Annotated in this window: 20 protein-coding genes; 7 read left to right on the forward strand and 13 right to left on the reverse strand. The window is 33.4% G+C overall.

Going from position 1 to position 19,736, the window contains the following annotated elements; all coding sequences use genetic code 11:
• On the reverse strand, positions 1 to 2,230 hold a 2,230-nt coding region (locus FS85_RS0100865), incomplete at its 3' end, for a WD40/YVTN/BNR-like repeat-containing protein (protein WP_010134057.1).
• Positions 2,231 to 2,431: 201 nt separating this feature from the next.
• On the opposite strand from FS85_RS0100865, the gene FS85_RS0100870 reads away from it, so the two are divergent.
• Both FS85_RS0100870 and FS85_RS0100875 read left to right on the forward strand, forming a co-directional pair.
• Complete coding sequence (locus FS85_RS0100870; RefSeq protein WP_010134058.1) at positions 2,432 to 2,863, forward strand: hypothetical protein; 432 nt, start codon at positions 2,432 to 2,434, stop codon at positions 2,861 to 2,863.
• 12 nt (positions 2,864 to 2,875) lie between these two features.
• Complete coding sequence (locus FS85_RS0100875; protein ID WP_010134059.1) at positions 2,876 to 3,751, forward strand: aldose 1-epimerase family protein; 876 nt, start codon at positions 2,876 to 2,878, stop codon at positions 3,749 to 3,751.
• Positions 3,752 to 3,794: 43 nt separating this feature from the next.
• Here the strand turns inward: FS85_RS0100875 and FS85_RS0100880 are convergent, their stop codons facing one another.
• From FS85_RS0100880 to FS85_RS0100930, 11 genes are all read right to left on the reverse strand, one after another.
• Positions 3,795 to 4,472 carry a TrmH family RNA methyltransferase gene (locus FS85_RS0100880; protein WP_010134060.1) on the reverse strand — a complete coding sequence of 226 codons (678 nt, stop codon included), beginning with the start codon at positions 4,470 to 4,472 and terminating at the stop codon, positions 3,795 to 3,797.
• An 8-nt stretch (positions 4,473 to 4,480) separates the two neighbouring features.
• On the reverse strand, positions 4,481 to 4,957 hold the full coding sequence (locus FS85_RS0100885; protein ID WP_010134061.1) for a DUF6495 family protein: 477 nt from the start codon (positions 4,955 to 4,957) through the stop codon (positions 4,481 to 4,483).
• Between the two features lie 183 nt (positions 4,958 to 5,140).
• Positions 5,141 to 5,590 carry a 50S ribosomal protein L9 gene (gene rplI, locus FS85_RS0100890; protein ID WP_010134062.1) on the reverse strand — a complete coding sequence of 150 codons (450 nt, stop codon included), beginning with the start codon at positions 5,588 to 5,590 and terminating at the stop codon, positions 5,141 to 5,143.
• Between the two features lie 15 nt (positions 5,591 to 5,605).
• The gene (gene rpsR, locus FS85_RS0100895; protein ID WP_010134063.1) at positions 5,606 to 5,902 is read right to left on the reverse strand and encodes a 30S ribosomal protein S18; all 297 of its coding nucleotides are present in this window, start codon (positions 5,900 to 5,902) and stop codon (positions 5,606 to 5,608) included.
• A 2-nt stretch (positions 5,903 to 5,904) separates the two neighbouring features.
• Positions 5,905 to 6,243 carry a 30S ribosomal protein S6 gene (gene rpsF / locus FS85_RS0100900; protein WP_010134064.1) on the reverse strand — a complete coding sequence of 113 codons (339 nt, stop codon included), beginning with the start codon at positions 6,241 to 6,243 and terminating at the stop codon, positions 5,905 to 5,907.
• 88 nt (positions 6,244 to 6,331) lie between these two features.
• The gene (locus FS85_RS0100905; RefSeq protein WP_010134066.1) at positions 6,332 to 7,795 is read right to left on the reverse strand and encodes a lipopolysaccharide biosynthesis protein; all 1,464 of its coding nucleotides are present in this window, start codon (positions 7,793 to 7,795) and stop codon (positions 6,332 to 6,334) included.
• Between the two features lie 123 nt (positions 7,796 to 7,918).
• Entirely contained in the window at positions 7,919 to 9,001 is a 1,083-nt protein-coding gene (gene wecB, locus FS85_RS0100910; protein ID WP_010134067.1) for a non-hydrolyzing UDP-N-acetylglucosamine 2-epimerase, read from the reverse strand.
• A gap of 1 nt (position 9,002) precedes the next feature.
• A complete protein-coding gene (locus FS85_RS0100915) occupies positions 9,003 to 10,256 on the reverse strand; it encodes a glycosyltransferase family 4 protein (protein ID WP_010134068.1) in 1,254 nt (417 codons plus the stop codon).
• Positions 10,253 to 11,443: a glycosyltransferase family 4 protein gene (locus tag FS85_RS0100920; RefSeq protein ID WP_010134069.1), complete on the reverse strand. Its 1,191-nt coding sequence runs from the start codon at positions 11,441 to 11,443 to the stop codon at positions 10,253 to 10,255. Before FS85_RS0100920 ends, FS85_RS0100915 begins: the two co-directional genes overlap by 4 nt.
• Entirely contained in the window at positions 11,444 to 13,870 is a 2,427-nt protein-coding gene (locus FS85_RS0100925) for a YfhO family protein (protein ID WP_010134070.1), read from the reverse strand.
• Positions 13,871 to 13,891: 21 nt separating this feature from the next.
• Positions 13,892 to 14,134 carry a hypothetical protein gene (locus FS85_RS0100930; RefSeq protein ID WP_010134071.1) on the reverse strand — a complete coding sequence of 81 codons (243 nt, stop codon included), beginning with the start codon at positions 14,132 to 14,134 and terminating at the stop codon, positions 13,892 to 13,894.
• Between the two features lie 111 nt (positions 14,135 to 14,245).
• Between FS85_RS0100930 and FS85_RS0100935 the strand changes: the two genes are divergently transcribed.
• From FS85_RS0100935 to FS85_RS16015, 5 genes are all read left to right on the forward strand, one after another.
• Positions 14,246 to 15,361, forward strand: a complete 1,116-nt coding sequence (locus FS85_RS0100935; RefSeq protein ID WP_010134072.1) for a transporter — start codon at positions 14,246 to 14,248, stop codon at positions 15,359 to 15,361.
• A complete protein-coding gene (locus FS85_RS0100940; RefSeq protein WP_010134073.1) occupies positions 15,362 to 16,069 on the forward strand; it encodes a 16S rRNA (uracil(1498)-N(3))-methyltransferase in 708 nt (235 codons plus the stop codon).
• Between the two features lie 9 nt (positions 16,070 to 16,078).
• A complete protein-coding gene (locus FS85_RS0100945) occupies positions 16,079 to 17,338 on the forward strand; it encodes a UDP-N-acetylmuramoyl-tripeptide--D-alanyl-D-alanine ligase (protein WP_010134074.1) in 1,260 nt (419 codons plus the stop codon).
• Between the two features lie 188 nt (positions 17,339 to 17,526).
• The gene (locus FS85_RS0100950) at positions 17,527 to 17,976 is read left to right on the forward strand and encodes a ferritin-like domain-containing protein (protein WP_010134075.1); all 450 of its coding nucleotides are present in this window, start codon (positions 17,527 to 17,529) and stop codon (positions 17,974 to 17,976) included.
• A gap of 168 nt (positions 17,977 to 18,144) precedes the next feature.
• Positions 18,145 to 18,786 carry a hypothetical protein gene (locus FS85_RS16015; RefSeq protein WP_010134076.1) on the forward strand — a complete coding sequence of 214 codons (642 nt, stop codon included), beginning with the start codon at positions 18,145 to 18,147 and terminating at the stop codon, positions 18,784 to 18,786.
• Positions 18,787 to 18,802: 16 nt separating this feature from the next.
• Here the strand turns inward: FS85_RS16015 and FS85_RS0100965 are convergent, their stop codons facing one another.
• The gene (locus FS85_RS0100965) at positions 18,803 to 19,654 is read right to left on the reverse strand and encodes a hypothetical protein (RefSeq protein WP_010134077.1); all 852 of its coding nucleotides are present in this window, start codon (positions 19,652 to 19,654) and stop codon (positions 18,803 to 18,805) included.
• Positions 19,655 to 19,736: the final 82 nt, after the last annotated feature.

Below are 19,736 nucleotides of genomic sequence, written 5' to 3' on the forward strand. Positions count from 1 at the left end.
TATACATACGATTCGTATGGTCAAACGTTACAAATTGTACTCCTTCAACTTGGCTAGGCACATTTACTTTTTGCCAATTTTTTCCTCGGTTGTTGGAATGATACAATCCACCTTCTGACAATGGCATACGATAATTATGAATGTTTTTTTGTGCTGCAACAAACAAAGATTTTCTAGAAGGATCTCTAGGATCAAATTGCACATCATTAATTCTAGCAGGGTTTGGCAGGCCTTCATTGCTTTGTTCAAACGTTTTTCCGTTGTCTTTAGAAACAAAAAAACCTCCCTGATGTCCTTTTTGAGGATTGTTTATATGAGTAATTCCAAAATAAAGATAATTTGGTTCTATAGGGTCTATTAACAAACCATTGGTATAAAAATCGTCTTTCCACTTGTTAGTAGCTGGTGTTGCCACACCGTGTTTTTGCCAGGTTAGCCCTCTGTCTGTGCTTCTAAATAAATACTGTTTGTCTTCTTGTCTATTAGAAGTAGCATAAACGATATTTACATCATACGGATCAAAAACAATATTGCTTACTGTAGCTTGTGCACTTGGTATAAACTTTAAAGCAATCTCTTGGCTTTTTGTTATTTCAGGAATCCACAATCTGTGTTCTCCAGAACCCAACAGCGTAGTTTTTTTGCGCTTATCTTGAGCAATGGTCAAAGCGGGTAAATTGCTGTTTCCAGTTCCTACAATTGCACCAGAAGTCGTAATATTTTCATCTACCTGCTGCCAGCTCAATCCTTTATCTGTACTTAACATAGTGCTGTGGTCCGAGATTATCATTACACTACCATCTACTCCTACATCCAAACCACGCATAGAACGCAAAGCGTAATTGTTACCAAATCGCATGTGAGGAGAAGAATGACCTACCTTCATATTTTCATGAGTAGGATTACCTCGCTGTTCCCAATAAGCTTTATCTTTTTCCCATGCATCTTGATACAAACGTGCTGTATTGATCCATTTTTTTCCAAAGTTTTCGGTTTTCCACAAACGTCCTGGCATTATAGATTTACCTATTTGTGGATCTGCAAAACCTACATACACAACCCCTTCTTGACTAGGATCTGTACTAATCATATTAAAACGCTGTAAAGCTTTGGTAGGCAATTCAGGATACATTTTCTTTCCTTGTTTTTTATTTAAACCCAACCACTTTTCTATGTATTGGTAATAATTGGCAGGAACACCACCCGTCAGTTGATTGATGTCTAAATACAAATCTCCTGTTATATTCTTCCAAGTTTTCCCTTCGTCTTCCGACATTAAAATACCTCCACTAGTTTTTGTTGTTTTTCCTACGGGATGGTATTGTGTTTGGTCAATAACATACAACTGAAATTTACCGGAGGTTTTGTGGTAATAAAAATCCATATCCATAATAATATCACTGTCAAAAACCCCCTTAATTTGTTTCCATTTTTTTCCGCCATTTTGAGATACAAATAAACCGTAATTCGAAGCTGCAAACAGTTGATCTGTTTGGGTTGGATTGACAATGATGCGACATACTTGTATTTTCTCTGGCAATCCGTTGGTTATCAATTTCCAGCTTTTACCTCCATTAGTTGTTTTCCAAAGTTTTCCTATATGCATAAACTTTTTACCCTCATCACCTCTAGGATTTTTTGCTGTAATGTTAGACATCGACGACATCCAATCTTGTTGACGTACGTTTCCTCCACCAGCAACGTACCATACATCTTTGTCTGTTGGATCTATTGTTACAGCTGCTACTTTTCTTCGCCAACTTTCTTTGTCTGTTCCATCATTGTCTAATTTATACCAAGGGCAGTAAGAAACAATTTCCCAATTTTTTCCTAAATCGTTCGTTTTCCATAACTGGGATGAAGTTAAAGCCAAACCAAACTGAGCATCACTAACAGAATATTCTAAATCTCTTAAGTGATAAAAAGAAGCGTCTCCATTATAATCCGTTATCCCATACCAGCTTTTTCCATTGTTTTCAGACTGATAGGCATTCCACATATCTGGACATTGGGTAATGAGTTTTGGAATGGTAGGATGGTAACGCATTAAATTTGCAAACCCTGCATTTCCAGGAGCTACTTGTTTCCAAAGAACAGCATCGGTAGAAACAACTCGTTCTTTAGCCAAGCGTTTAAAAAAAGAATCTTGTGCATACATATTAAGCGCACAAAATAGCAATACGGTTCCCAATAGCTTATGGGATAATTTTGTTGCAATTTGTTTTATCATTGGTTCTTTAATTATCTATAATCACAAAAATAAAGTCCCTAGTAAAAAACAGAGGAAACAAATCACTTATTTCATAAGACACAACGTTATTAGCATCTAGACAAGAGCTAGATTGTTCAAAAAAATAGCAATTATTTAATTCTATTTTGACAAACATAAACCCTAATTCTTCTGTACTTTTGAAATTAGAAAACGAACAAAATGTTGAAAGAATTATTTGATAAAGTTGATGCCAAATTAATGCGAAGATTTGGCTATTATTTTGGAGGTCTAGCCCTCGGGGTAGTAGCACTTAAGTGTGTAAACGACCAAAAAGGTACAACCTTTGACTATGGCCCAAATGCCCGAACACTTAAACAATTGCGTTTAAGAGAAACTCTTATTATTGACGATTTGGCTCAACAAACCATTCATCAATACCAATTAGATTCTATGGATTTGCAATATGTATTGCACAAAGGTGATGTTGATTTTTCTAAAAGTCACCCAAGAGTAAAGCCTTGCCCAGATTACTGGATTGATGCCACTATTGGAAAAAAACAAAATGAACAAATTGTAAGCACCAATTTTGCTTTTATTTTTGAACGATGCGACTCTATAGCTACCTTAAAAGAAATTAAAGTAATCGATTAAATCAAAAAAGCTATGCATTACACATTAGAAAATGAATTTTTAAAAGCTACTTTTAAAACCTTAGGAGCTGAACTCATCAGCCTAAAAAGCAAAAAAGGAATTGAATACATATGGAATGGTGATGCTAAACACTGGGGCAGACATACACCTGTACTGTTTCCTATTGTAGGAGGATTAAAAGACAATACATATTATGTAAATCAGCAAGCTTACAAAATGAAGCAGCATGGGTTTGCTAGAAATAGTGAGTTTACCGTTGTAAAAGAAACTGAAAATACTTTGGTGTTTGAGTTGGCTTCTAGCAAAGCTACTCTACAATACTATCCTTTTGATTTTACTTTACAAATCACTTATACACTAAGCAATCAAGGTATCAAAACTCATTATTCTGTAAAAAACCCATCTGATTGTAAACTTCTTTTTTCTATAGGTGCACATCCTGCTTATGCCTGTCCTTTTGAAGCTGAGCAAAATAGAGAAGATTACATTTTAATTTTTGACAATGATGCTACTCCAGTATCTCAGCAATTAACAGCTAACGGAAGATCTACTAAAAATTTTGGTGTATTTAAACAAGGGGGGATTTTAGATTTGCCTAACACCATTTTTGACAAAGATGCATTGATTTTTAATCCGAATCCTTTTTCCGAAGTGTCTTTTGTTCATCAACCTACAGGAAAAACTTATATGAGTGTGACTTTTAAAAACTTTCCTTATTTAGGAATTTGGTCTGCTAACCAAGAAGCTCCTTTTATTTGTATAGAGCCTTGGCACGGTATTGCCGATGCAGAAGATCACAATCAGCAATTAGAAGACAAAGAAGGTATTCTTACACTAGCACCCAAAGAGGAGTTTATGTGTGAGTATTTCGTAACTATAGGAGCTTAAGCTTAATTTATTTGCATAAAAGATATTTCTAAAAAAAGAGGCTCTAGGCCTCTTTTTGTTTATCTGCGTAATACCTTTCTTTAATTTGTTTTACCGATCCAATTGATTTTTCTATCCACTCTGCATACAATTGCTCTTGTTCTGCTTGGGTTAATTTCCAATCCAAGCCCGAACGTCTTAAACGATCTGTTGTGTTTTGCAAAGTAATGGCTGCAGCTACCGATACATTTAAACTTTCTGTAAAACCAACCATGGGTATTTTTAAAAAACCATCAGCCTTTTGCATCAATCCTTCGGACACACCTGTACCTTCTACTCCAAAAACAAAAGCTGATTTTTTTGTAATATCAAAATCAGAAATAAAAGAAGATTGTTCGTGCGGTGTGGTTACGATAATTTGATATCCATTTTTACGCAAAGCCTCTACACAACTCTCTGTATTGTTTTCTTGACTTTTAAACCGATGAAAGTTTACCCACTTTTGTGCCCCTTTACCTACTCCATTAGAAATGTAGGCTCTGTATTTATTTTCTATAGTATATACATCTTGTATCCCAAAAACATCACAACTACGCACTACAGCACTCCAATTATGTTTTTGAAACAAATCTTCTAGTACTACGGCAAAATGTCGTGTACGTTGCGACACTACTTTCTTAAAGTTTTCTTTACGTTCTTTAGTAACAAAAGTTTCTAAATACGTTAACAATTCCTGATCCATCTTACGTTCTATTCTTTTACAAACTTCTCAAAATTTTGATACAAAGCTCCTTCTTTACTTATACTTGCTCCTTTTAAAATCAAATCAAAAATTTCTAAATTACGCTCTTTTGCATATTTTTTTGCTCCTTTAAAAAACTCAAAATCTTTACTCTTTGGTTTGTTTAACAAAAGTTGAATTCCTTCTTGACTTGTCAAATCAATAGTTGAATTATTTGCTTTGATCATAATTCGTTGAATAACTCCATCAGTACAATAAAATAAATTGATACTCGATTTGGAAAAATGCTCTACATACTTAGCTTTGGTTAATACCTCTTCCCAAACCATGTCACTAAAAATATTTAGCTCTTCATCAGCCACTTCTGGTCTATTTTTTTTAATGTCTTTCCATTCTTTAGCATCAATTTGTTGGGTAGCTAAAAATTGAGCAAATTCATGATGCAATTCTTCTAACTGCTCTTTGGTTAGTTGGATGTATTTCATTTTTTTGAGTTAGTTGGTTAAAGGCTTGTAAAGTTCTAAAGTTGGTATTGAATTCTATATTTATTTTGTTTAACTCATCCTTTAAACATTTTATCTAGCAACTTTATAAACTTATCTATTTTAAACAAAAAAGTTCACTCCTTACGGAATGAACTTTTGGTATTCTTATAAATTTAGAAGCTATTATTGTTCTGCAACAACTTCAAATTCTAAATCAGCATTTACAGTTCTGTGCAAACGGATAGCAGCTGTGTATTTTCCTGTTCTTTTGATAGATCCTCCAGCAATTTTGATGAATTTTCTTTCAATAGAATGACCTGCTTTTTCCAAAGATTCTGCAACATCAATGTTAGTAATAGAACCAAATAATTTAGTTCCTTGTCCTACTTTTGATGTAATTTTAATTTCTAATCCTTTGATTGCTTCTGCAGTAGCTGTAGCTTCTTCTACCAACTTTGCTTCTTTGTAAGCACGTTGTTTTAAAGTTTCTGCCAATACTTTTTTAGCAGACTCAGTTGCTAAAACAGCTTTTCCTGTAGGAATCAAAAAGTTACGTCCGTAACCGTTTTTTACTTCTACGATATCGTCTGTGAACCCTAAGTTCTCAACGTCTTGTTTTAATATTACTTGCATAATGTGTCTACTTAATTATTTTAATAAATCACCAACGTAAGGCATTAATGCTAAGTGACGAGCTCTTTTAATTGCTTGAGCCACTTTACGTTGATATTTTAAAGAAGTTCCTGTTAAACGTCTTGGTAAAATTTTACCTTGCTCGTTTACTAAGTACATTAAGAAATCTGCATCTTTATAGTCGATGTATTTGATTCCTTTTTTCTTAAATCTACAGTATTTTGCTTCTTTTTTAGTTTCAATGTCTAATGGAGTTAAGTATCTTACATCTCCTTTAGAACCTCCTGATGCTTGTTGATCGATTGATGCCATAATTACTTTGCAGATTTTAAGTTAGACTTTCTTTTTTCAGCCCATGCAGCAGCGTGTTTGTCTAACTTTACAGTTAAATAACGCATCACGCTATCGTCACGTCTAAATTCTAATTCAAAAGGAGCAACTACTTCACCTGGAGCTTTGAACTCAAACAAGTGATAAAATCCACTCTTTTTCTTTTGGATGGTGTAAGCTAATTTCTTTAGCCCCCAATCTTCCTTATGCAACATTTCGGCACCTTTAGAAACCAAATAGTCCTCGAACTTTTGTACTGTTTCCTTTACCTGAGTTTCAGATAAAACGGGATTCAAAATGAAAACAGTTTCGTAATGATTCATAATGATTGTTTTTAATTAAATTTAAATCGGGTGCAAATATAGCAATTCTATCTAATTAAACAAAGCCTTCGTTTTGTGTTTCTTAGCCTTATTTTAATTTCTTCCAAAATTGAATCCATAGGTTATTTAAATCTTCCGAAAGTCTGAAAACCAATACAAAACCAATGTACAAACTCATCAACAAAAAAGATTCTAAAGCAATACTTACAAAAGGGCTATTTGTTGTTTTGATAAAAATCCCCAAAGCTGCCAACAAAACAATCAATAACAAAGCCCATAATGTACTTACAGTAAAGGGCAATAAACTCATTTTTTTTTGAACATACCATAATTTAAGGGTGTTAAAAATCAACACAACAAATAAGGTAGATAAGGCTGCACCATGGATGCTATATTCTTGAATAAACACATGGTTGAGTACTATGACTGTAATAGCCATGGCAATCCCATATGGTAATAAAATTTTATAATGCGCTGAATTAGATATAATAGCTCCGTTATTTCCTAAAAGCATATGATACAATTTGGCAGTGGCTATCATCAAAACAATCCAAAAACCTCCTGTATATTTTTTGGGCAACAACAAATATAGTGCATCTAAATTGGCCAATACAAGTATAAAAATTGCTCCAGCAGCTATTAGTAAATTAATCGAGGTTTTTTGATATAAACTCAGTACCAAAGAGTCATTTTTTTCATTGATAGCTTGTGCTGTAAGGGGTTGCACAATCTGACTCATAGCTCTTCCTGGAATTTCAATAATTGTTCCCATATACACTGCCACTGCATAGTAAGCAACTTGTTCTATGGCTGCCTCGTGTTGTGGAATCATAAATTTATCTATGTCTAACAATATACTTGCTGCCGATCCTGCCAAAATAATATAACAACAATATTGTATAATTTCTTTGGTGTTGGAAGGCAACGCAAAAGTAAAATTGGGACAGTAGCAACGAAAAGCAAATACTCCCATACAAAACATTTGCAACCCATAAGCTCCAACAACTGCATACACAAATTGAGTTTCGGTAATAAGGTCAAAACCTACTAAAAAAAGCAGTATAAAAATTACAACACGTACAAAAAGCTCTTTAAAAAGATTCCCCACTACGGATTTAAGATGTACACGTGTCCAAGCATAGAATACATCAAAATAAGTAATAAAAATAGTAACCCAATAAATCAAATGTCCATAGTTTTGTGTCAAATCACTTTTTCCAAAAAACCAAACACGAATCTGTTCGTAAGCCAGTCCTCCTATTATTCCTAAAGGAACCAAAGCCAACAAAGGCAACAGCAACATTAAAGTTAAAAAACGATCTTTTTCTTGTTTGTTTGTATATGAAGAAAAAAACTTTATAATTCCATAATTGGCTCCCAAAGCAACCAAAGGTTTTAGAATCAACGAGGTTGAAAGCAAAAATGAAATCAACCCATAATAAGCTGTATCTAGATAATATACATACAAAAACAAGGTATTGATAGCTCCAATACCTATGGCAATTATCAGGGTTAGCGTATTTCTATACGATTCTTTTAAAACGATTCCCATGTTTACGTATTCAAAATGTTGAATTCTAGATTTTATCTATTCTATATGTAATACTAAGCAATCTAGATACAATAAGACTCCTAAAAATATAGGATTTTATTATTGTAATCATTCGTCTTTATTTTAATCCAAAATAGCTTTAATTTCTTTGTATACTTCTTCTCCTACATTATGACCGAACAATGGCAATGAGAAATCCATTTTTTTTGTGGCAAATTCAATAAATTTCTGAAACATTTTTTGGGGATTACTCGCTACCAATACAGCAAAGCCATAAGTAACCAATTCCGTCCATTCTGTTTCTTGACGAGCAATCAAACAGTTTTTTTGATTAAAAAACGCTTCTTTTTGTAAACCACCACTATCGGTTACTACCAAACTGCAATGTTTTAATAAGGCCAACATATCAAAATACCCCACAGGATCTATAAATGTTATTGGGTACTCTAATCCATTTTTTTTTAATACTGCTTTGGTTCTTGGGTGCAAAGGCATAACTACTTGTTTTTGCTGATGGATGGCTGTTAATCCTTCAAAAATTTTTTTCAAAACTGTAATATCATCCGTATTTTCTTGTCTGTGTATGGTAGCCAAAACAAAGTCATTACTTTTTAGCTTTTGTTGCTGTAACACGGTTGCTTTTGTTTCTGCCATTTGCCTGTAAAAAACCACAGCATCTTTCATAATATCACCACTTTTTACAATGCGTATGTTATGGTGCTGAAATCCTTCTTTGTTTAAGTTCTCTAATGCCGAGTCTGTAGGACAAAGCAACAAACTTGAAATTCTATCGGTAAGAATACGATTTACCTCTTCGGGCATTCGCATGTTAAAAGATCTTAAACCAGCTTCAATATGCACTACTTTGATTCCTAGTTTTTGTGCAGCCAAAGCTCCTGCCAAAGTAGAATTGGTATCTCCATACACTACTACTGCATTGGGTTGTTCTTTTATCAAAATTTCTTCTACTTTTTCCAACATCTGTCCTGTCATGGCTCCGTGATTCATCCCATTAATATTCAGTTGATATTTGGGAATTGGAATTTGCATCTCCTCAAAAAAAACAGCACTCATATTATTGTCATAATGTTGGCCTGTGTGTACAATAATCTCTTCTATTTCTTGATAGGATGCAATCACCCTGCTCAACACAGCAGCTTTCACAAACTGAGGTCTGGCTCCTAATATGGTAACTATTTTTTTCAATTTAATGTTTTAAAAGGGTTGCTAATTGTGCCGTCAATGCTCTTCTATGATATTGTGTAATGCCTGTAGCTTTTGTATTTAATTGGTTTTGTTGGTATTTCTGATACATAGTCTGCAAAGTCGTTTTCATCTCTGAAACATCGTCAAAATCAATTACCTTTCCTACGTTTGACTTTTTTAATATTACTGCCAAATCTCCATCTTTTGGAGCTATGGCTAAAATAGGTCTTTGTGCTTGCAAATACTCGAATATTTTTCCTGTTACAATTCCTTTGGCACTAGGTACGTTATTTACAGCTAGCAAAAGTACCTGTGAACTTTGTTGGTATTTTTTTACTTGATGATGAGGGACATAATCTACAAAAGTTACATGTTTTATTAAACCATAAGCTTTAATACTCTCTTTAACTTCGGGGGCTACTTTACCAATCAATTGCACTTTTACTTTTATACACCCTTTTAGCTCTTGCAAAGCTTTCCAAAACACTAAGGGGTTTCTATCAGCGTTTAGCATGCCTATGTGAGTGATCGTAAATTCAGAATCTAGAGTTGCATTGGTACTTAATTCCCCATCATAACCATTAGTAATAACGTGTACTTTTTTTGCAAACCGATCATAGCTTTTTTTCATAGCATTTCCTACCACTACTATATCATCTGCATTAGTTAAAACTTGTTGTTCTAGTTGTTGATGTTTTTTTATAGATTTTTTTGTAAGTGGCAATTGAAAAAAATAATCAATTTCAGTCCACGGATCTCTAAAATCTGCCAACCAACGTAAACCCAAAGCCTGTTTTAATTGTAAGGCAATAAGATGGGTAGTATGAGGAGGCCCCGTAGAAATAACGACATCAATAGTATTGTCTGACAAATATTTTTTTAAATAACGAACCGATGGTTGTATCCAAAATTTACGAGCATCTGGAATAAAATAATTCGCACGAATATAGGTTGAAATTTGTTGTCCTAGGGTTTGTTTTTTTCCTAAAAAACCTGCACTTGTTTGGGCTTTTTTTTGTGATGAAAAACGAGCCAAAAACTGTTGAGGCTCCCAGATAGGTTGTTTTAGAACTTCTATCCCTTTAGGAATATCTTGTTGCAAACTAGCATCTAATACTGGATACTCAGGATTCTCCACAGTATAAACTATAGGAGTTACCCCAAAATCTTGTAAATATTTTACAAATTTAAGCCAACGCTGAACACCAGACCCGCCAGCAGGAGGCCAATAATAGGTAATTATTAGTACTTTCATTTGGAAAGTGTTTTGTACAAATTTAACAACCCCTTACTTGTTTTTTCCCACACAAATTCTTTGGTTACAAATGCCTTTCCATGTGCCCCCAACTCATTACGCAACGTTTTATTGTGGAACAAGAGCAAGGTTTTATTTACAAAATCCGTAATATCTCGATCTTTATGAACCAGTCCGGCTTTGTGTTTCTGAATCAAGTTTTTTTGAGCAAGAGCATCACTTACTAAAACCGGTTTGGCAAAACTCATATACTGAAATAATTTATTTGCATAAGCAACATCGTGCTGTACACTTCTATGTAAAGGTGATAAACAGATGTGACTTGCCTTAATATAAGACGGAAACAAAGCTACGTTTTGCCATCCTTCAAAATCAACCTTATCACTTAATTCTAAATCAATTACTTGTTTTTTTAGTACTGGATCCGTTGTATTTGTACCTACAATAACCAATTTTAAATTGGGAATATCAGATTGCAATATCTTTACTGCAGCAATGGCAGTTTGCAAGCCTCGCCTTAGATGCGTATCCCCCAAATACAACAGTACAAAGTGGTTTTGGTATCGTTCTACAATAGTTTGTTCTATTGCCGCTTTTTGGTAAAAAGAAGTTCTGATGGTATTGGGCACCAAAACTATTTTGTCTTTATTTATATTTGTTCTGCTAATAACTTCTGAAACAAATTCAGGAGAAACGGTTACAACTTTATCTGCTTTTGTGATAAAAGCTTCTTCTTTTTGCTTCCATTTTTTTGGAGAAATTAGGTATTTGCCTGGAAATTTTTGCAAATGTGGATAAAACTGCATGACTTCTGGCAGATTGTCATGCAAATCCAACACGGTTGGTAAATTAAAGTTTTTGTTGGCTGTAAAAACCGCTTCAGCGATACGAATATCATGTATATGCAAACTTTCTAGCTGATGAGTTTGGATAAAATGTTTAATTTTTTTAGCCATCAACAGAGTATAAACTGGGATTGTATAAGCCAAAGCAGACAATTTGTACTCAAAAATATTTGAAACATATCTTTTTACATGAATACCAAGTATTTGTATTTCTAGCGGTTCTTCTTCATATGTAAGACAAAATAAAAACACTTGATGCCCCGCTTGAATTAGAGCAACGGCCTCATTTTCCACTCTAGGATCAGGTGGAAAAGTTTTGTCTAAAATCATTCCGATACGCATCTACTCTTTTCCCTTTTGCTTTTTTGACACAAAAATCAATCCTGCCGAAAGTAGTATCAGCAAACCATAGCCAACCAAACTTACTTTAGCACCATAAGCAATTACTTTGGGCTCAAATTTAAACACTACCTTATGTTTCCCTTTTGGTAAATTCATTGCTCTTAAAACATAGTTGGCTCTAAAATGAGAAGTCAATTCACCGTCTACATAAGCATTCCATCCAGGTTGGTAATAAATTTCAGAAAAAACAGCCAATTGTGGTTTATTTGCTTGGTAACGGTAGTGCAATTCGTTGGGTTGGTACGAAATCAATTCGATGGATGCTAAAGAATCTTTCTCTACTGTTTTCACCTTAAACTCTGTTGTGTTTACAACAACTTGTTTTTTAGAGTTAAACTGAGTCAACGCTTGTATCTCTTCATCAGCTGTACTTACAGGTATAATTGAATCTACCAACCAAACTGGACCATTTGCATCTGGGTTTCTCTGGGCTTGTTTACCGTCTTTATTAGAAACAATAAAGTACTTGATGTTTAACATATTTAACACCTGTATATTATTGTTGTTAATTTGAAAATCGACCAACTCTTGATAACGTCTTAGTTTGGCAGCATGGTAGCCACCTATAGATTTATGATAATAAGAGGTAGCCCCATCATTCATAAAATTCCCCGCAAAATTAGCTACCCTATAATGTCCTTTATCTTGTAGTATTTGTTGATCAATTTTAGATTTCTGAAAAGGTTTTTCTACTTGTCTAGCAGGCATAAAATCTTGATCATTCACATATCTTTTAGCAACTCCAAATGTATCAAACAACAATACAGCTCCCAATAAAGCTATAGCGTAGTCTTTCTTCATTTTTTTCTGAATAGCAAACCATAATACTGCAACAGAAATAGCTATTAAAATAAGAGAACGAAAACCATCATTGTACAACATACTTTTTCTATCTGCTTGCAAAGCTCCTGAAAACCCCTGTAATTGTGAGTTCCAGTAAGTATCATTTATTCCTGAAAAAGAATATCCTACACCACCTACAAACACAAAACCTATTAAAACACAGCCCGAAATTAAAGCTCCTAATTTTAAGGATTTTACCTTTTGTTCTTTGGGTACTTCTACATCAGAAGCTAACAAATCTTTTACGGCCAACATTGCCAATAAAGGAATACAGATCTCTGCTATAATTTGTATGGAGGTTACGGCTCTGAACTTATTGTACAACGGCACATAATCAATAAAAAAATTGGTAAGAAAATTTAAGTTTTTACCTAAACTCATTAACAAAGAAAATATAACCGCTGCTAAAATTCCTTTTTTTAACCAACCTTTTACTAAAAACAAGCCTACAAAAAACAGGAAAATAAAAACAGCTCCTATATATGCTGGTGCAGCAACTATAGGCTGATTTCCCCAGTAAGTGGGAGCATTTTTTGCAAACTGTTGTGCTTGTCTTGCTCCTATTTTTGAAGCTAAAAACTGATAGGTATGAGAATCTTTTCCTACGTTTTCATTATTGGCACCTCCCATAAAACCAGGCACCATCAAGTTCATTAACTCTAAGCCTCCATAACTATATTCGGTGATGTAATCTTTAGACAAACCCGAGGTTGCTTGTTTGGCACTTCCATCAGGATTAATAGTCAGCTCGCTTTTACTACGTGTACTGTGCGCTGCGTATTCTTTGGTTGCCAATAAACTTTGGGCATTCATTAGCACTCCAATAACCATTGCTACTACCACATACAATACGGGTCTTATGGCTTTTCTAAACATGCCGTTTTGGACTTGTGTAGCAACGTAAAAGGCTCCAATAATAAGTAATAAAAACAACATATAATACGTCATTTGTGGATGACTTGTGTGTATCTCTAAAGCAGTGGCTATGGCAGTTAGAATAAAACCAATAGTGCATCTTTGCTGAAAAATTAAAAGCACCCCTGACATGACCAATGGAATGTATCCTATAGCATGAGCTTTGGCATTATGTCCTACCCCTAGAATGATGATAAAGTAGGTAGAAAAACCAAAAGCTAAAGAACCAATCAAGGCAAGTTTCCAGTCAAATTTAAGGACTGTTAAAAGCACAAAAAAACCTAAAAAATATAAAAAAAGATAATCCGCTGGTCTTGGTAAAAAGCGAATTAGTCGATCTAGCTTTTTTATGTAATCGTTAGGATAATAAGTACTTAACTGATAAGAGGGCATTCCTCCAAAAGCAGCATCTGTCCAATAGGCTTCTTTGTTATGTTCTTCTCTGTAGTCTTTTAACTCTTTGGACATTCCTCGAAATTGAGCAATATCACTCTGATAAATTTTGTATCCTTTTAAAACAGGTTTAAAATAAAAAAGAGCTACTACACAAAAAGCAATAGCTACCCCAATAGAAACCCAAAGTTGTTTTGTACTAAATAATTGTTTCAAAGTTGTTAAATGTTTTACTGTTTAATCTATTTCTTCGTAATCCACATACTCCCCCACATCGTCTTTTATTTGTTGTGATTGTTGCGGTTTTTTATCAATAGTGGTAGTTCCCTCCTTTTCAACAGGTTGCTCTTGCCTTCTTGTCTGTTGATTTGCTTTTTTTTCTACATATTTCATCAAAAAAACAGGAGCAATATACTTCATAAAAAACTTGGAAACATAATACACTGCAATAAAAATCAATATCGTTCTAATCAATCCCATATTCTAATATTTTCCTCTAAATGATTCTTTAGAATTCAAAAATAATAATTTGAAAATGAACCCACCTCCCCCACCATAAAATATTATATTTACAGCAGTAATTTTTACTCTATGAAACAAAGAAACCTATCTAGTTTTTTACTTTTTTTGTGCGTAGTTTTTACTTCGCAAGCACAGTACACCAATGTTATTAATTCTAACAGACCCGGAAAAACAGAAACTCCGTATGCCGTTGGAACTGATGTTTTGCAAATTGAAAAAAGTTTTTCGTATCAACTTTTTAATCAAAATAATATTTTAACACAACAATGGAATAGCAACCTGAATTTGAGATATGGAATTTGGAAGGAAAAGTTTGAACTTTCGCTTACAAGAGATTATAATAGCTTGTATCAAAATAAAATAAACTATTCAAAAAAAGGGACTAACAGACTTGCTGTTGGAGTTAAATATTTGGTTTTTGATGGTGAAAGAAAAGAAACTCCAGAAATGTTTAAAAGTTGGAAAAAAAGATATGGTTTTTGGCATCAAGATATTATACCTGCAATAGCACTAGCTTTGCACTACAACACTCCTTTTTCTAACGGTAACTTTGTTAATGCTAACCAAAGTTCGGCAACAGCCAGTTTAATTGCTCAAAACAACATAGGAAGAACCCTTAGAATTAACAATCAGTTTGACTACATGTACATTGGTGCAGAATTGCCTGAGTTTGCCTATACTATTTCATCTACCTATGTATTGAATGATAAGTTTAATCCTTTTTTTGAATTTGCCTACCACAATAACAAAGAGTTTTCTTTTTTTAATTTTGGTTTGGGTAGCTCTTATCTAATAAATCTTAACTTTCTTATAGCTGCCTATCTAGACACTACTTTTGGAAAAACAAGAAATGGTGTAGAATCAGGGTTACACCTTTCTTATCGATTTGATTGGCACCAAGACAAATGGATTAAGCTAGAATCTAAGAGTAAAAAAGAACAAATGATTGAAGATGGTGAATTGGAAGAAGAAGACAAAAGCTTTTTTAAACGATTATCCAGTACACTTTTTCCGAAAAGAGAAAAAAAAGAACATGATGAGTCATCCAAACTAGAAGAAGACACAAAAAAACAAGAAAAAAATTGGTTTGATAATTTTCTGAAAAAAGAGAAGAAAGAAAAAAAGAAAAAAGAGCAAGAAGAAGAAAATAAAACAAACACTAACAAACCAATTCTAGGTTATTAAATGATACTTACGATTAGCGAAAACATACAGCCAAAGGATACTACTTTTACTTTTGACAAAGATGAAAGTAGACACTTAATAAAAGTACTCCGTAAAAAAGAAGGAGACTTAATCTATGTTACCGATGGAAAAGGAAATTTGTACACAACATCAATTGTGGTAGCCAACGATAAAAAGTGTAATGTTTTGGTAGAGCAAGTAACTTATAAAAACAAAAACAGACCCTACTATTTACACATTGCCATAGCCCCCACAAAACTAAACGACCGCTACGAATGGTTTTTAGAAAAGGCTGTAGAGATTGGAATTGATGAAATTACTCCAATTATATGTGCCAATTCAGAAAGAAAAGTTATTAAAACAGAGCGAATGAAAAAAATCATTCATGCAGCCGTAAAACAATCTTTGCAATGCTATGTTCCCAAACTAAACGATGCAATTCCTTTAGAGCAATTTTTAACACAACAAACAGCAACACAAAAATTTATTGCTCATTGCGAAGATGAAGAACAAAAGCAATATTTACACAAAACTGCAACTCCTAACCAAGATGTTTTGGTACTAATAGGCCCTGAAGGAGACTTTTCTTCAGCAGAAATCCAAAAAGCAAAAACACAAAACTATACTCCTATTACCCTAGGACAAAACAGACTACGAACAGAAACTGCAGGTGTATACATTAGCACCTTAATGACGACTTTAGTATAATTGAAATTTATGAAGATTGAGCAAATACACCAGTTGTTTTTACAACAGGAACAAAACATTACTACCGACACTAGAAAAATTAACCACGGAGCTTTATTTTTTGCACTAAAGGGTAACCGATTTAATGCCAATAAATTTGCACAACAAGCATTAGACAAAGGAGCATCTTATGTAATAATCGATCAGGAAGAGTATTATATCAACCAACAAACCATATTGGTTGATGATGTATTAGAAACCTTACAAAAACTGGCTTATTTTCACCGAGAATATTTAGACATTCCCATTTTAGCACTTACAGGAAGTAATGGGAAAACTACTACTAAAGAACTGATTAGAGAGGTTTTGGCTACTCAATATAACGTGGCAGCTACCATCGGTAATTTAAACAACCATATCGGAGTTCCTTTAACATTGCTAAACATGACTCCTAAAACACAAATAGGAGTTGTAGAAATGGGAGCAAATCACCTAAAAGAAATACAATTATTATGTTTTATAGCGGCTCCAAACTATGGCTATATTACCAATTTTGGAAAAGCTCACTTAGAAGGATTTGGTTCCGAAGAAGGTATTGTACAAGGAAAGTCTGAAATGTATCAATACTTGGCAAGTGCAGAAGGTATTGCATTTGTAAACAAAGAAGAAAAACGACAAGTAGCAAAATCAGAACACTGTAATTGTGTATATTTTTCTCCTTTAGACACCCCACTCATAGACCTGAATCCCTATGTTAAAATAGCTTATAAAGACCGTGCTATCCAAAGCAATTTAATAGGAAAATATAACTATAATAATATTTTGGCAGCAATTGCAATTGGTGCTTATTTTGGTATTTCTGAAGACAACATACAAAAGGCTATTGAAAGCTATATTCCTCAAAACAACAGATCCCAAATTTTAGCTAAAGAAAACACCAAGATTATCTTGGATGCTTACAACGCAAATCCTACCAGCATGCAAGCCGCTATAGAAAGCTTAGACTTGTTAACCGATGCAAAAAAAGGAGTTATTTTGGGAGATATGTTTGAGTTGGGTGAAAACAGTTTACAAGAGCACCAAAACATTGTTGATGTTACTCTTGCTATGGAATTTGACATTATAGTTTTTGTGGGAGAACATTTTTATCAAAACAAATCTAACAAAGCACTTTTTTTTAAAACCTTTGAAGATTTAAAAAACAACTTTAATTTTGATGTGACTCAACACACCATATTAATAAAAGGTTCTAGAGGAATGGCTTTGGAACGAGTGGTAGACTTAATCTAAAACCATTCATATTCATTCAACAAGCTCTTAAATTTTTTAAGGGCTTTTTTATTTCTAATTGCATATGAATCAATAACTAAATCATTTCAGCAAAACAGCATACAACAATCTCAATACTTTTGAAGTAACAAAACAAGATGTTTAAGCAACACACATCATTCAAGAGTTGCACTTAAAAAAGTTTATGTATGAAAACAGCACAAGAAGTGATTACAGAAAAATTAGAAACCCTATTAGTTAGAACACATGATGCAGAAAAAGGTTTTGAAAAAGCCGCTGAAAACACAGATCATTTGGCTTTAAAAAAATACTTTACTACCAAATCTAGTCAAAGAAAAGATTTTGCAAATGAATTGATTGATGAAATCAAACGTTTAGGCGGAGATTTTGACAAAAGCGGAAGTGTACAAGGATCGGTACACAGAGCCTGGATGGATTTTAAATCTTATTTTTCTAACGACGATGCAGAAGCAATGTTAGAAGAAGCAATTACTGGAGAAAAGAAAGCAGTAAAAGATTATAAAGAAGTAATTTATGATACTTCTGTTCCACCATCTATTACTGAAATTTTACAAAAACAAGTTGCTAAGATAGAGAGTGGTTTAGACACTATTAAAACCTTAGAAGACTTACATTAAATAATTCCTTAACCAACCTCTTTTTTTAAAAATCCAACAGTGTACTGTTGGATTTTTTTTAATCCACTACCTAACAACAATTTAAATAAACATGGCATGTTATTTGGAATCTAACCTGTGTTAAGTTTTTTGAAATATAAAAAATGGTCTCCTTAAAATTTTTAAATTATGAAGCGTATTTTACTATTATCTTTTTTGTTAGCAATTGTATGTACAAATATTTCCAAGGCCTACACAATACATCCAGAAGAAAAGCCTTTTCTTTTTATAGAAGATGCTATTGAGTTTGCTGTTTTTAAAGATGGAACTTTTGATTTTAATCTAATCAATTCTCCTAACAAAAGTGCTCATTTCAATTCAGACAGGCTAAAGAACCACTTTTACTCCAACAGTATGCGTAAGACTCATGTTCTAAAAAATAGGTATGGAGCTATTGTGCAAATCAACCGAATTAAAATTATATACGACAGATTAGGTAGGGTTACAAGAATAGGAACCATTCCTTTATTTTATAACAGTTTAGGCTGGGTAGGTACCATTGGTCATTTAAATGTATTTTATCATTCAAATGGTAGTATTTACAAATGTGTTGGGAATATCCGTGTTTTAAACAGGTACAACCAAAGAACAAAAGGTAGAAAACACCTTTCTAAATTCTATCAACCTAAATATATTGGTTCTAAAAAGTTTATAGCAAAAAAGAAAAAACAGAAAACAGGAAAAATAAAAAGGCTACATCAAGAAAAGCTACACATCAAAAAAGGGAAAATAACAACACCTACAGAAGATAAAAAACGAGCTCAAAATTGAGCTCGTTTTTTTGAAATTATATAAGATGCTTTTTGTGATATGCAATCATATTATCAATAGGTCTTTGTATAGAACCTGCAAAATTCATGTCGTATTTGTTAGCAATCTTTTCTACGATATGTGCAAAATAAAAAGCCACAGAACCTATAAAATATACTGGGGTTTCTTTACCTTTTCCGTACGGCAATACTCTGTATCTAAAAAATTCATCAACTCCTGTTTCAATCAAACCACGAATGTAATCGTGATCTTTAAAATCAAACATAAAAGCAGCATGACTTGCTAAAAACGTATTAGGAGCATCCCCTTTGTACAATTGATCTTTAATGTAGTTGTCTTCTAAATTGTAATCTTTACTAAATTTTGTTCTAATTTCTTCAGGCATTATTTTATAATAGTAATCACGTATTAGTTTCTTACCAAAATAGTTTCCACTTGCCTCATCCATAATTGCCCATCCTAGAGATACTGTGTTTGATTTGGCTACTTTACCATCAAAATAGCAACTATTAGACCCCGTTCCTAAAATACAGACAATGGCAGGTTCTGCTTCCGATGCTGCATAAACAGCCCCCAACATATCCTCTGCTACGACAACCTCTGCATTTACAAAAACCTCTTTAAAAACTGTTTCTAAAGCTAAAATGGCTTTTGATGTACCACAACCTGCACCATAAAAAAATAGTTTGGTTACTTGTTCTCTAGATTCTTCTAGGTTGATATTGTCTAACACTCGTTTTTTTAGAATATCTTCATCAACAATTGCTGGATTTAACCCTTCTGTTCTTGTTTTAAACTTTTCAGACTTGTCTAAATTTAAAGCAAACCAATCTACTTTTGTAGATCCTCCATCTGCAATTAATATCATAGTTTATCGTGTTTTTAATTTTAACGTACTAGTGGGGTAAATATACAAAAGTATCCTACAAAAAAAGCTGTTTTGGAAAACC

The organism is Ochrovirga pacifica, from assembly GCF_000220525.1.
Lineage (GTDB): Bacteria > Bacteroidota > Bacteroidia > Flavobacteriales > Flavobacteriaceae > Ochrovirga > Ochrovirga pacifica.